Genomic DNA, 14,481 nt, shown 5'->3' on the forward strand with positions numbered 1-14,481 from the left:
AGTGAAACGTAAAATTTGTGTTGTGACTGGGACTAGAGCAGAATATGGTTTACTGACAAACCTTGCAAAAAAAATTCAACAAGATAATGGACTTGAATTACAAATGGTTGTAACGGGAATGCACCTATCTCCAGAGTTTGGAAATACCTACAGACAAATTGAAAGTGACGGTTTATCTATTGATGAGAAAGTAGAAATACTATTATCTACAGATACAGCTACAGGTGTTGTAAAATCAATTGGGCTTGCTACTATTAGTTTTGCAGATGTACTTGCCCGTTTAAAACCTGATTTAATTATTATTTTAGGTGACCGTTTTGAAATGTTAGCAGTTGCACAGTCAGCACTTATTATGCAATTTCCTATTGCTCATATACATGGTGGTGAATGTACTTTTGGTGCGTATGATGATGCCATTCGTCATTCTATTACCAAAATGGCTACATGGCATTTTACAAGTACAGAGTCTCATCGTAAACGAGTCATTCAATTAGGAGAGTCACCTAAGTGCGTTTTTAATGTAGGTGCACTAGGAATTGAAAATATTGTGGAATTAAATCTACTAACGAAAAATGAATTATATCAAAATCTTCAACTTGATAATCTTCGTCCAATGTTTTTAATTACATATCACCCTGAAACGAATGGTCAGATAGATGGGATTTATAAATTGTTGGAAGCATTGGAAAATTTTAAGGACATTAATTTGTTATTTACTAAATCGAATGCAGATAATGGTGGACGAATGATTAATGAGGCTATTCAACAATTTGTATTCACACATAATAATGCTAAATTATATGATTCTTTAGGTCAATTAAAGTATTTAAGTGCAGTGAAGTATGCTGAAGTGGTTATTGGAAATTCATCAAGCGGATTAATTGAAGTTCCTTATTTAGAGACGCCTACTGTGAATTGTGGGAGCCGTCAAGAAGGTAGAGAGCAGCCGAATTCAGTGTTTAATACAGTGCTTGATGCTGAACAAATCTATTTAACTATTGAGAGGGCAAGGCATTTTAATGGTGTTTATGATCAGATTTTTGGCGAAGGTAATGTATCAGAAAAAATATTGAACGTATTGCATAGTTTATCTTCATTTTCTATACAAAAGGAGTTTTATGACCTATGAATAAGACATATATCATCGCAGAGGCCGGTGTCAATCATAATGGTTCATTAGATATGGCAAAAAAGCTAGTAAAGGTTGCAAAAGAAGCTGGGGCAGATGCAGTTAAATTTCAAACCTTTAAAGCTGAAAATTTAGTAACAAAGAAAGCGAAACAAGCAGATTATCAAGTTGAAAACTTGGGAGAATGTACATCTCAATTGGCTATGTTAAAAAAGCTGGAGTTAACTTACGAGGAGTTTAGGGAGTTGCAATCTTATTGTCACACAGAACAAATTGAATTTATATCGACACCTTTTGATTTTGAAAGTGTCGATTTTTTGCTAGATGAATTAGGTATGACAACTGCTAAAATTCCATCAGGAGAGTTAACGAACGCACCTTTTCTCCATTATATTGCAATGAAAGGAAAGCCGATTATTTTATCGACAGGTATGGCAACAATTGATGAAATTCATGAGGCTTTGGCTTTTATTTCTTATGGATTAGCAAGACCACTAGAGCCGATTGTGTGTGAGCAAGTACATGCTTTTTATAGAACAGATGAAGCGGAGAATGTATTGAAAAAATATGTAACTCTTCTACATTGTACAACACAATATCCAGCCCCAATGGATTCTATTAATTTAAAGGCAATATATGAAATGAAGAAAAACTTTCAATTACCTATTGGTTTATCTGACCATTCAGAGGGTATTCACATACCAATAGTTGCAGTTGGAATGGGGGCGAGGGTTATAGAAAAGCATTTCACTTTGGACAAAGCATTGGAGGGGCCAGATCATACTGCTTCCTTAAATCCCGAAGAGTTAAAAGCAATGGTTAAAGGAATAAGAGAAGTAGAGTTAGCACTAGGTAATGGTATTAAGAAGCCTACTGAGATTGAGTTGCAAAATCGAATTCCCTCACGTAAAAGTTTAGTCGCTAAAATTTCGATAAAAGCTGGAGAAATATTTACTACAGAAAATCTCGCTGTAAAAAGACCTGGACTTGGTATTGAGCCCTCGAAGTATTGGTCTTACATAGGACAAACAGCCTCTAAATCTTATGTAGAGGATGATTTAATAGATGAGTAAGTCTATTATTATCATTGGTAATGGTGGTCATGCCTCAGTGTTAACGGAAATATTACGTAATCAAAAGGAATCGATTATTGGATTTACTGCGCCGACATGTGAAAAAAATGCTTTTAATATACCTTATTTAGGAACTGATGAAGTTATAACGAGTTATGATGAGAGTGACATTTCACTAGTACTTGGGATAGGAACAGTTAAACTATCTTCATTACGTGAAACAATATTTAATACTTTGCGCTCTGCGAACTATCATTTTAAATCTGTAATACATCCTTCAGCTATTATTTCACCATCTGTTAAATTAGGGAAGGGTGTTCAAATAATGGCGGGTGCTATTATTCAAACGAATGCGACAATTGCCGATAATAGTATTATAAATACAGGTGCATTAATTGATCATGATTGTTTAATTGGTTCCCATACACATATTGCACCTGGTACAAAAATATCAGGTGGCGTCAATATACAGAGGGGAACACATATTGGTACTGGGGCAACTATTATTCAAGGTATTCATATTGGGTCTTACTGCTTAATTGGTGCAGGAGCAGTTGTAGTGAAAAATATAGCAAATGGCAAAAAAGCAGTTGGCGTACCTGCAAAGGAAGTGTAACACTTATGAAACAATGGCAAAAAACGATAGTTAAAAAAACTCAAACATTACTTGAAACAATGAAAATTATTGATTCTTCTTCTCTGCAATTTGCAGTAGTGGTTGATGAAGGATACCAACTACTAGGGACAGTCACGGATGGAGATATTCGCCGCGGTATTTTACGTGGGGAAGGGCTTGAAGTACCTATTACTACTATCATGAACCATAATCCAATTAGTGCACAAAGTGGACAAAAGTCGTATAAATATAAGCAGTTAATGAAATCAAAAATGTTAAAGCAACTACCTATAGTAGATGAAGCTAATAGAATAGTTGATGTTTTGTTTATGGATAAATTGCATGTTACCACAAATAAAAATACTGTAGTTTTAATGCTTGGAGGATTGGGAACTAGACTTCGTCCCCTTACTAATGATACGCCGAAGCCGATGTTAAGAGTTGGAAATAAGCCTATTTTAGAATCAATTATAGAGGGATTTAAACAATACGGTTATTCTCATTTTATCTTTTCTGTAAATTACAAAAAAGAGGTTATTCAGGATTATTTTCAACATGGAGAAGCATTCGATGTGACGATTGAATATGTTGAAGAAAGTAAGAGGATGGGGACTGCAGGGGCGCTTTCGATAATAGAAGATAAACCTACGCAGCCCTTCTTTGTGATGAACGGAGACTTATTAACACAAATAAACTTTGAACAACTTATGCAATTTCATCTTGAGCATCAATCAATTGCTACGATGTGTGTACGTGAGTATGAATATCAAATTCCATATGGTGTTATTGAAACTTCAGGAACTGATTTATTGTCTATTAAAGAAAAACCTATCCATCGTAGTTTTGTAAATGCTGGTATTTATGTTCTTAATCCTGAAATATTTGACCATATCCCAAAAGATAATTTTTATGATATGCCTACTCTATTTGAACAACTAATTGGGAAAAAAATGAAAACATCTGTTTTTCCAATTCGTGAATATTGGGTAGATATTGGTCGAATGGCTGATTTTGAAAAAGCTAATTTAGAATACGAGGAGCGGTATTTATGCAACCTAAATTTTTAGCAATTATTCCTGCACGTGGAGGCTCAAAAGGGGTTCTACGTAAAAATATTCGTAAATTAGGAGAAAAACCATTAATTGCATGGACGATTGATGAGGCAAAAAAATCTAAATATCTTGATCGTATAATTTTAACATCAGAGGATGAAGAGATTATAGAAGTTGCAAAGAAATATGGTTGCGATGTCCCGTTTAAGCGTCCTTTAGAGCTAGCACAAGATGATACTCCAGGGATTGAGCCAGTGCTGCACGCTATTAAGCAATGCCCAGGGTTTGATTATATAGTACTCTTGCAACCAACGTCTCCATTACGAACTGTTAAGGATATCGATGGGTGTATAGAAAAGATATTAAATGAAAATGCAGACTTTTGTGTAAGTTTGACAGAACAAGAGAAATCTCCTTATTGGATGTATACCTTAGTAAATGGGAATATCTCGCCTCTACTAAAGCAAAATAATTTAATATTAAAGCGTCAAGACTTACCAAAAGTGTACTCGCTTAATGGTGCAATATACGTTGCAAAAGTGAATTCCATTCTCCATACTAAATCATTTTTCACAAATGACACCAAAGGATTTGTTATGAAACAAAGAAATTCAATTGATATAGACACTGAGTTGGATTTTATATATTGCGAAAGTATTATACAAGAGGGCAAAATGGAGAAAAAAAGAGGAAATCATAAAAATTAATATATTATGTATTTGGATTAATAAATTAATAAAGTGTGATTAATTGGACACTTTATAAAAAGAACGAGAAATACGATAGGGGTTGTACTTAATGAAAGCAATAGTTTTCCAAGGACAAAGTCAGTATGAAGTATTAAATACTGGCACACAATTTTTAGGGCAAGAGATGAATGATTTTGGTATTGAAACAATTGTTTGTAATATGAACATAGTGGATTCATTAGAATATCAAGAATTAGTTAAAAGTTTTAAACCAGATTTTACTTTAGGAGCAAATCCAGTGTGTTATTTTTTTGGTGAAAAAACTCATCATGAGTATACTGAAATTCCTCATATTGTATTGTTAGGAGATCATCCTTATCGTCACATAGGAAATCGTGCTTTGTTACGTCCAAATGCGTCTACTGTATTCACACTTGGGCCACAGACCTATTATGATAGAGCATTCAAAAAATTAGATGTAACAAGATATCAAATTAATAATCATACCCCTAGTAAAGAACGATTTTATACACCATTTGAAAATAAAGTATTTCCAACTGTATTTTTTGGATCAATTAGTAATCCATATACTTTAGTTGATGCATTACAAGAAAATAGTCAAGAATTATTTCAAATAACAAACGATTTTGTTATGGAAATTACAGATGAAGTGAGCACTTCGGGAAAAATGCTTAGTGATTCAATTGAGGTCTATTTTGAAAAGTTTTTACGGGAAAAAGAAAACATAGTAGAAGAACAAATATTAAGTATTTCAAAAGCAATCTTTCCATATATTGATTTATTTTACCGGAATTTCATTAGGATTATTACTTTACAGGAATTTGCAGAAAGTGGTATTGAGCTATGGATATTTACAAATAGTAATGTAGATGAGTATTTTGGTAAGTATCCAAATGTAAAGATTAAACCATCTGTTTCTTACATAGACTGTATTAACATTATTGCTCAAAGTAAAGTATCGTTAAATATTACGCCTATGTTTAATTTGTCTCATGAACGTATTTCAAACACTTTGTTTAATTCCACTCTCCTATGCACAAATGAAATGCGTGATTTAACTCGACTCAATCCAAAATTGAATAATACAACTTTATTCTACGATTTGAATACAATAATGAAAACAGTAGAGCGAATGAATGAAGTAATTCAAAATAAAGTCTTATACCAACAGATGGTTGAAGAAGGGAAGCATCTAGCGGAAAAAAATTTTAGTTATGAAAAAGACATACTTAATATTATTAATGTTGTGAAAAATGAGTTTTACTAAAGGAGATTATTATGGAAGAATTACTAACATTTGAAGAGTTAAATTCAAGATTTACTGATAAAGAAACGGATATTCTAAGTGATATCAAAGTAGGGAAAGTTAGAGTTGTAAGTGATTCAAATACATATAATTTTTTAGGAATGAAATATTATATGCTTGGTGAAGTAGAACAAGCAGAGACATATTTTGAATTGGCTGTAATACTACAATTGATGAATGTTGATGCTATATACAACCTTGGTACTGTATATTTTAATAAATTATACTTAGAGGAAGCTAGGGAGTGCTTTGAAGCAATTACGTTGTATTCTGACAGTCCAGAGTTAGTAACTCAAGCATATGATTATATTTTGGAAATATCTAATATACTAAGAAATGGTACTTTACCTAAAATCAAGAGCAATGGCACATTTTTAAGTGAGTTTACAATTTTTTTGCTAAAAAGTATAAAAAATAATCATACTGATAATGTTGATTTTGATAGATATTCGCGTCAAGAAGGAATACATCATTTAATGATGACACCTAATACAAAAATTGGTGAACAAATTGTGGGGATTTTACCTAAATTAGAGAAACTGAATCAAGCATTAGATTTTCTAGATAGACAATGCTTAGTTCAAGTTTTAGCATATCGAATGTTAGGTCCAAAAAGAGTTTGGTTAACATTAAACACACAGTCTTATTGGAACGAACGGCAAATACTAAATGAGTATATTTGTTCTGATCAAATCATACCAATCGATTTTAAAGATTGGTATTTAAATCATTTTAACCTTAACAAAATGGGTATACCACTTGAATTATTTTATACTGCTTCTGGCATACAATCTACATTTGTGAGAAAGCAGTATGAGTATGAGGATATAAAGGCTGAAAAAGGAGATTTTGTAATAGATGCGGGTGGATGTTACGGTGATACAGCTTTATACTTTAGCAATGAGGTTGGGCTAAATGGTCAAGTATATACATTTGAATTTATAGAAAGTAACTTGTCTATTTTAAAAAAAAATCTGGCGTTAAATATGAATAGTGAGGGTATTAATAATGTAAAAATAATCGAGCGCCCATTATGGAATACTAGTGATTTAAATTTATATTATATAGACAATGGTCCAGGAAGTATTGTTAGACCTGAAAAAATAAGCAATAATCTAATTAAAACAATAGCTATTGATGATTTTGTGAAAATAGAAAAAGTTCCACGTATAGATTTTATTAAGATGGATATCGAAGGAGCAGAGTTAAATACACTTATAGGTGCGGAACAAACAATTAGAATGTTTAAGCCAAAACTTGCTATTTCTATATATCACAGTATTGAAGAGTATGCGACTATCTTTACATTTATCGACTCGTTGGAGTTAGGTTATAAATTCTATATTAATCATTTTACTATTTTTGGTGAAGAAACTGTTTTGTTTGCCAAAGTTGAAAATCAGTAATTATTTAATAGTAAAATATTATAGCAGGCGTGTTGATTAGGAAAAAATAAGTTTATTATTGAGCGATAAAAGGATTTTTCCGTTACCACTTTGCCAATATATTTCCATTTTAACTAATTGTAGCGTAGGGCTACTCGACTCCCGCGGGAAAGCGAGACAAACGAGACCTTGCACGGAGCGAAGCGGAGGAAGCGGCTCGACGCTCGCCCGCAGGAAAGCGAGTAGCCCGTAGCGGAAATCAGCCTCTTTGGATGTATAAAAATGGTTAATCAACACACCTGATATTATAGCTAATTTGGGAGGCTATCATGAAAGGAATCATTCTTGCAGGTGGGAGTGGCACAAGGCTTTATCCATTAACAGAATCTATTTCAAAACAGATTTTGCCCATTTATGATAAACCGATGATTTACTACCCTTTATCTGTTCTTATGCTAGCTGGTATTAGGGAAATATTGATTATTTCAACACCGAGGGATTTACCAATGTATCAAAGTTTTTTAGAAGATGGATCTCAATGGGGGATTAAATTAGTATACAAAATACAAGAGGAACCTAAGGGGCTTGCTGATGCTTTTATATTAGGTGAGGAATTTATAGCGGATGATTCTGTATGCCTAATACTTGGTGATAACATTTTTTATGGACAAGGGTTTACGCCAGTTTTAAAACGTGCGGCTGCTTTAGAAAAAGGTGCTGTTGTTTTTGGCTATCAGGTAAAGGATCCAGAACGCTTTGGCGTAGTAGAGTTTGATGAGCATTTAAATGCAATTTCAATAGAAGAAAAGCCACAGAAAGCAAAATCGAATTATGCTGTCACAGGACTTTATTTTTATGATAATGACGTTGTATCGATAGCTAAAAATGTATGGCCATCTGCACGAGGTGAAATTGAGATTACTGATATTAATAATGAGTATTTAAATAGAAAACAATTAAAAGTAGAATTATTAGGTAGAGGCTTTGCTTGGTTAGATACAGGAACATTTGAAAGTTTGCTTGAAGCGGGTCAATTTGTAGAGACTATACAGAAAAGACAAGGATACTATATTGCATGCCTTGAGGAAATTGCTTTTAATCAAGAATGGATTAGTTCAGGTAAATTGATAGAGCTAGCTTCAAAATATAATAATAGTTATGGGAAGTATCTTGAGAGACTTATCAAATAGTAAACTGATCTATTGAGTTGTTTATTTTCCAACTAATACAGGGGGATTGATTGAAAGTGAAAAATTTAGTCATAGTTGGTGCGGGTGGATTTGGTAGAGAAGTTTATAGTTATTTAAAACAAGACTCTAAAAATAATATTGAGTGGTCCATTAAAGGTTTTATAGATGATGTAAAATTTAGCAAGAATAATGATAAGAAATCTAGTTATAGAATACTAAATACAATAATTGATTATGAAATCGAAATAAATGACATTTTTGTTATTGCTATAGCAAATCCTGATGGAAAAGAACAAGTTGTGAAAAAAATGGAAGAAAAACAGGCTGAGTTTTATACTTATGTGAGTGACAGAGCATTTATTGGAGAGAACGTTATTATAGGAAAGGGCTCAGTCATAAGTCCAAATGTCATTTTAACTTGTGATATCAAGATTGGAGACTTTGTTACATTTAACTGTAATTCTACGGTGGGACATGATGCTATAATAGGGGACTTTACAACAATCAATTCTTTTTGTAGCATAACTGGTAATTCTAAGGTTGATAAATATGTTTTTTTTGGTAGCCATTCATATACATTACCTTCATCTTCGGTTGGAGAGAGAGCTGTTGTTGGAGCTGGGTCGTTAGTTTTAAGAAGAGTTATGGCAAACACAGCAGTTATGGGAACACCTGCAAAGAAAGTTGTAATACCAAAAAAATAATATAATAAGGATAAGTGATAATAGTGGATGCATTAAATAAATATAATTTAATTTTCATAGAATATTTTGAAGTTACGTATGAGCAATTGAATAGTGAATTAAAATATAACTCTATTGAAATGTGGGATTCAGTTGGACATATGGCTATGATTGCTGAAATTGAGGATGTTTTTGATATTATGTTAGAAACTGATGATGTTATTGATTTCAGTTCATATGAGATTGGAAAAGACATTTTACGTAAATACGAAATAGAAATTTAAAAATGTTTGAGGGTGATGAATAGGTGCTACTACATGGGAAAACAGCCATTGTGACTGGAAGTAATAAAGGAATTGGAAAAGCAATAGTAGAAAAATTCGCTAATGAAGGAGCAAATGTGTTTGCATGTGCTCGAATTGAAACGATTGATTTTATTAATGATCTAACTTCAATCCAGGAAAAAACAGGTGTTATAATAACGCCTGTTTATTTTGATATGAAGGATCCTAATGCTATGAAAAGTGCAGTGAAAAAAATTCATTCTTCAAATATACCTATTGATATTTTAGTTAATAATGCTGGAGTTGCTGGTGATACTCTATTCCAAATGACATCACAAACTCATGTAAAAGAAATAATGGATATTAACTTTTTTGCTACTATGCAATTTACTCAGTATATAGTTAAGTTGATGAGTAAAAATGGTAAAGGATCTATTATTAATATTACTTCAATTGCTGCTGAAGATAGTTATAAAGGAATGTTTTCTTATTCAGCGAGTAAAGCTGCACTGGAATCGATGATAAAAACAATAGCTAAAGAATTAGGTAGATTAAATATTCGTGTCAATGGAATTGCACCAGGCTTTACTGAAACTGATATGCTTAAAAAATCTATTTCAAATGAAGAGTTTTTAAGAGCTATCATTAAAAATTCTTGTATGCAGCGGTTAGGGAAACCAGAGGAAATAGCCAATGGAGTATTATTTTTAGCATCAGAATTATCTAGTTACATTACTGGACAAATAATACGAATAGATGGAGGCATTTACAATGGATAATCAATTGAAATTTATTGAATTAAAAGCAATATCAGATAGAATGCGTAAAAATTCATTAAAAATGGCATTTAAGTCAGGGAAAAATGCAGCTCATCTAGGTCCAGGTCTTTCGATTATAGAATTACTTGCAGTATTATACGGAGAGATTATGGATATTTCACTAGAAAATTTAGGTAAAGATGAAAGAGATCGTTTTATTTTGAGTAAGGAACATGGGGTACTTGCTTATTATAGTGCATTGTACGAATGTGGTATCCTTACAGATGAAGACTTAGATTCTTTTATGAAAACAGGCAGTGCGTTTTTAGGACATCCTGTTATGAATCGAAATAAAGGCATTGAATTTACAAGTGGTAGTTTAGGAATGGGATTATCTTTGGGAGTAGGGGTTGCATTAGGTTTAAAAAGAAAACAACTTGAAAATCAAGTTTATGTTTTACTAGGTGATGGAGAATGTAATGAAGGTTCTGTTTGGGAAGCAATAATGTCTGCAACTCATTTTAAATTAGATAATTTAACAATTATTATTGATAGAAATGGGATTCAACTCGGTGGTAAGACAAACGATATACTAGATATGTCAAATTTAGAACAACGATTTGAGAGTTTTGGTTTCGATGTCTCCGTTGTAGATGGTCATGAAATAGATAGATTATATGAAGTGTTTACAAAAAAACGAATAGATAATAAACCACGTGCAATTATTGCAAATACTATTAAAGGTAAAGGCGTATCTTTTATGGAAAATAGTATCGATTGGCATCATGCGGTCTTGACTGAAAAATTATTTAATGAAGCAATGGAAGAGCAGGTGAGATAAAATGAATATTTTAAGTATGAATGTTAAACGATTAGCTCGTATGGGACAAAGGGGTACGTTTGGAATGGCTATGTTAGAAAAAGCTCAAAAAAATTCTAATCTAATAGTTATAACAGCAGATGTATCCATACCAGCTGGATTAGATCGTTACAGAAAGCAATATAAGAATCAATTTATTGATATCGGAATTGCTGAACAAAACATGATTGGTGTGGCTGCTGGCCTTTCAAGTGAAGGCTTTGAAGTGTACACAACGACATATGCTCCCTTTCATACGTTAAGATGTTTAGAACAAATTAGAATGAATATAGGAGAAATGAAACAGAATGTACGCATGGTTGGGTTATCTAGCGGAGTAGTATTAGGTATGATAGGTAATATGCACTGTAGTTTTGAAGATATTGCAGTTATACGTTCAATTCCTAATATTGCTATTATTTCTCCAGCAGATAGTTTAGAGTTATTGAAAGTACTAGAAGCATTAGATAATTTTACAGAACCAGTTTATCTTCGTCTAACAGGTGGTGCCCCTTCCCCGATTATATATGATGGAGATTACAAGTTTGAGATTGGAAAAGCAATCACTTTAAAACAAGGATATGATATTGCAATTATTGCAACGGGAACAATTATAGAGGAAGCCATTAAAGCAGCTAATATTCTTGAAGATAAAGGAATTTCGGTTGAAGTAATAAATATGCATACAATTAGACCTCTAGACCATATGAAAATTAAACAATTATGTGAGAATAAAAAACTAATAGTTACTGTCGAAGAACACTGTAAAGTAGGAGGATTAGGCAGTGCTATAGCAGAAACTTGTGTAGAAATGCAAAGTAGACCTCCACACTTAATATTGGGGTTACCTAGTGACTATAGTAAGGCAGGTATTTATGAAGAAATGCTAGAATATTACGGATTGTCTTCGAATGAAATTGTGAATTCGATTGAGAAAATGCTAGAAAAATTAAATTTATAATAATTAAGGTATTCTAATAGAAAAAGTATGGTACATATATCATACTTTTTTCAGTAGTTAGGAGTGATTTTTTTGTATTTTTTCGACTTTTTTGACTCGGAAAAATTAGCGATAATTTCACAGTGTCAAACTGTAACATATAAACAATTAAGGGAATTATCTATGCAATTTTCATTTGAAAGTAAGCGAAAGGAACTTATTTTAATTGTTTGTCAAAATACCGTTGAAATATTAGCTGCATATACTGCTGCGTTACAAGACAGACATACTGTGATGCTAGTAAGTGCTAATACGAATGAAGAGTTATTACAAAATATAACTTTAATTTATCAACCTAAATGGATTGTCGGCCTTGCGAAAATGAAAGGGTACTTAAATCTAAAAGATGTGCTTGTTCGAGAAGAAGAAATAAATATGGTAATTCATCCGAATCTAGCTGTTCTTTTAAGTACTTCTGGAACAACAGGTAGTCAAAAGTTTGTTCGATTATCATACGACAATATTCAGTCTAACGCTGAATCAATAGTTAAATATTTAGAAATCGATGAAAATGAGTTAGCTGTGATGAATCTTCCAATGTCATACTCTTATGGTTTATCAATTGTAAACAGTCACCTACAAGCTGGTGCAACGTTGTTACTAACAGATGAAAGCGTAATGGAAAAGTCATTTTGGGATTTTTTGCAGAAAGAGAAGGCGACTTCACTTGCTGGCGTTCCATTTACATATCAAATGTTACAACGGATCGGCTTTATGAAAATGAATTTGCCACATTTAAAAACACTAACGCAAGCAGGTGGTCGTTTAAATAAAAAGCTCGTAAAGGCATTTGGAGAGTATGCAAAAGAATACAATAAACGTTTTTTTGTTATGTATGGTCAGACTGAGGCGTCTCCGCGTATATCGTATATTCCACATGAGCATATCCTAAAAAAGACAGATTCCATCGGTATTGCGATTCCAGATGGTCAGTTGTTAGTGGACGAAATAACAGGGGAACTTATATACAAGGGTCCAAATGTTATGATGGGTTATGCAAAATGTTTTGAGGATCTGGCTAAGGGTGATGAAATGAATGGTGTTTTACATACTGGTGATATTGCGATGGTGGATAAAGACGGCTATTACAAGATTATTGGTAGAGTAAAACGTTTTATCAAATTATTTGGACTCCGTATTAACTTAGATGAGGTAGAGCAGAAGCTTGAAACGGAAGTTAATGTAACAATTGCTTGTACAGGGAATGACGATATATTAATCATTGCAATAGAATTAGAAGAGTATATATTGAAAGTAAAAGAGAGTGTTGAGAAACTTTACAAATTGCATCGTACCTTATACAAAGTAGAGGTACTTGAGAAGCTCCCACGTTTAGCAAGTGGAAAAATAGATTATGTGAAATTGAAGGAGATCTGTTTATGACAATCCCTTATCATTTAAAGAAGGATGAAAAAGGAGTAAGATTATTAGCAAAATTGAATGAATTAACGAAGTGGCATATGATAAAAAATGATGCTTATCGCGCAATTTTGATGAAAAATGATATGCAAGTGGAGGCAGAAATTTTAGAAAATGTGCCATTTTTACCTGTGCAATTATTTAAATTGATGGATTTAGTATCAGTTTCAAAAGAGGATATTGTAAAAGTATTGACTTCAAGTGGTACAACCGGACAACAAGTTTCAAAAATTTATTTAGATAAGGAAACATCAATTGCGCAAACGAAAACTCTTGTAGAAGTGATGAAGCCGTTGCTTGGGGAAAACCGTCATCCGATGATTATTTTTGATACAAAGTCTGTCTTGAAGAATCGCAAATCGTTTAGTGCACGTGGTGCTGGAATTTTGGGATTTGCGAATTTTGGGCGTAAGCATTTTTATGCGTTAAATGATGATATGAGCTTGGATATTAAGGGATTACAAGCATATCTGAAGGAATTTAAAGGGCAGCGAATTCTATTGTTTGGTTTTACTTTTATGATTTGGCAATACGTTTATAAGGAAGTAGTGTCACGCAGAATACATCTTGATTTTGGAGATAGCATTTTAATCCATGGTGGTGGTTGGAAGAAGCTCAATGATGAAGCAGTAGATACATTGACATTTAATCGTTTGCTTAAGAAGCAACTTGGAATTCAAAAAGTGCATAATTATTACGGTATGGTAGAGCAAATCGGTTCAATATTTGTGGAGTGTAATGTAGGACATTTACATACGCCTAGTTATGCGGATATTATTATTCGTGATCCGATAACATTTGAACCTATAAAAACTGGAGAACAAGGATTGATTCAAGTATTGAGTGAACTTCCTAAAAGCTATCCAGGGCATTCACTTTTAACAGAGGATTTAGGGACAATTTTGGGTGAAGATGATTGTCCCTGTGGTTGGAAAGGTAAATATTTTAGGGTAGTGGGGCGAATACCCAAAGCTGAATTACGTGGATGCAGTGATACATTTCAAGGGGGACGTTAGG

Annotated in this window: 15 protein-coding genes; all 15 read left to right on the forward strand. The window is 32.9% G+C overall.

All coding sequences use genetic code 11. The features are described from left to right. The first annotated feature begins 1 nt into the window (after window position 1). On the forward strand, window positions 2-1,129 hold the full coding sequence (neuC, locus tag AC1RNS_RS13800; protein WP_492993431.1) for a UDP-N-acetylglucosamine 2-epimerase: 1,128 nt from the start codon (window positions 2-4) through the stop codon (window positions 1,127-1,129). Continuing rightward, a complete protein-coding gene (neuB, locus tag AC1RNS_RS13805; protein WP_492993433.1) occupies window positions 1,126-2,202 on the forward strand; it encodes an N-acetylneuraminate synthase in 1,077 nt (358 codons plus the stop codon). The genes neuC and neuB overlap by 4 nt, the downstream gene beginning before the upstream one ends. Then, window positions 2,195-2,818 carry an acetyltransferase gene (locus AC1RNS_RS13810; protein ID WP_492993434.1) on the forward strand — a complete coding sequence of 208 codons (624 nt, stop codon included), beginning with the start codon at window positions 2,195-2,197 and terminating at the stop codon, window positions 2,816-2,818. The genes neuB and AC1RNS_RS13810 overlap by 8 nt, the downstream gene beginning before the upstream one ends. Window positions 2,819-2,823: 5 nt before the next feature. After that, on the forward strand, window positions 2,824-3,885 hold the full coding sequence (locus tag AC1RNS_RS13815) for a nucleotidyltransferase family protein (protein ID WP_492993436.1): 1,062 nt from the start codon (window positions 2,824-2,826) through the stop codon (window positions 3,883-3,885). After that, complete coding sequence (locus AC1RNS_RS13820) at window positions 3,867-4,577, forward strand: acylneuraminate cytidylyltransferase family protein (RefSeq protein WP_492993437.1); 711 nt, start codon at window positions 3,867-3,869, stop codon at window positions 4,575-4,577. Before AC1RNS_RS13815 ends, AC1RNS_RS13820 begins: the two co-directional genes overlap by 19 nt. Window positions 4,578-4,668: 91 nt before the next feature. After that, entirely contained in the window at window positions 4,669-5,847 is a 1,179-nt protein-coding gene (locus tag AC1RNS_RS13825) for a hypothetical protein (protein ID WP_492993439.1), read from the forward strand. A gap of 11 nt (window positions 5,848-5,858) precedes the next feature. Beyond that, a complete protein-coding gene (locus AC1RNS_RS13830) occupies window positions 5,859-7,292 on the forward strand; it encodes a protein arginine N-methyltransferase (protein ID WP_492993441.1) in 1,434 nt (477 codons plus the stop codon). Window positions 7,293-7,600: 308 nt separating this feature from the next. Beyond that, on the forward strand, window positions 7,601-8,461 hold the full coding sequence (gene rfbA, locus AC1RNS_RS13835; RefSeq protein WP_492993443.1) for a glucose-1-phosphate thymidylyltransferase RfbA: 861 nt from the start codon (window positions 7,601-7,603) through the stop codon (window positions 8,459-8,461). 56 nt (window positions 8,462-8,517) lie between these two features. Then, the gene (locus tag AC1RNS_RS13840; RefSeq protein WP_492993555.1) at window positions 8,518-9,165 is read left to right on the forward strand and encodes an acetyltransferase; all 648 of its coding nucleotides are present in this window, start codon (window positions 8,518-8,520) and stop codon (window positions 9,163-9,165) included. Between the two features lie 23 nt (window positions 9,166-9,188). Continuing rightward, the gene (locus tag AC1RNS_RS13845; RefSeq protein ID WP_492993445.1) at window positions 9,189-9,428 is read left to right on the forward strand and encodes an acyl carrier protein; all 240 of its coding nucleotides are present in this window, start codon (window positions 9,189-9,191) and stop codon (window positions 9,426-9,428) included. A 23-nt stretch (window positions 9,429-9,451) separates the two neighbouring features. Further along, a complete protein-coding gene (locus AC1RNS_RS13850; protein WP_492993447.1) occupies window positions 9,452-10,207 on the forward strand; it encodes an SDR family NAD(P)-dependent oxidoreductase in 756 nt (251 codons plus the stop codon). Continuing rightward, window positions 10,200-11,027, forward strand: coding sequence for a transketolase (locus tag AC1RNS_RS13855; RefSeq protein ID WP_492993449.1), 828 nt, complete (start codon window positions 10,200-10,202; stop codon window positions 11,025-11,027). The genes AC1RNS_RS13850 and AC1RNS_RS13855 overlap by 8 nt, the downstream gene beginning before the upstream one ends. Window position 11,028: 1 nt before the next feature. After that, entirely contained in the window at window positions 11,029-12,006 is a 978-nt protein-coding gene (locus tag AC1RNS_RS13860) for a transketolase family protein (protein WP_492993451.1), read from the forward strand. Between the two features lie 63 nt (window positions 12,007-12,069). Then, entirely contained in the window at window positions 12,070-13,428 is a 1,359-nt protein-coding gene (locus AC1RNS_RS13865; RefSeq protein ID WP_492993453.1) for an AMP-binding protein, read from the forward strand. Then, window positions 13,425-14,480: a LuxE/PaaK family acyltransferase gene (locus tag AC1RNS_RS13870; protein ID WP_492993455.1), complete on the forward strand. Its 1,056-nt coding sequence runs from the start codon at window positions 13,425-13,427 to the stop codon at window positions 14,478-14,480. Before AC1RNS_RS13865 ends, AC1RNS_RS13870 begins: the two co-directional genes overlap by 4 nt. The last annotated feature ends 1 nt before the right edge of the window (window position 14,481 follow it).

This window comes from Lysinibacillus sp. GW821-FHT14F06 (assembly GCF_058803665.1).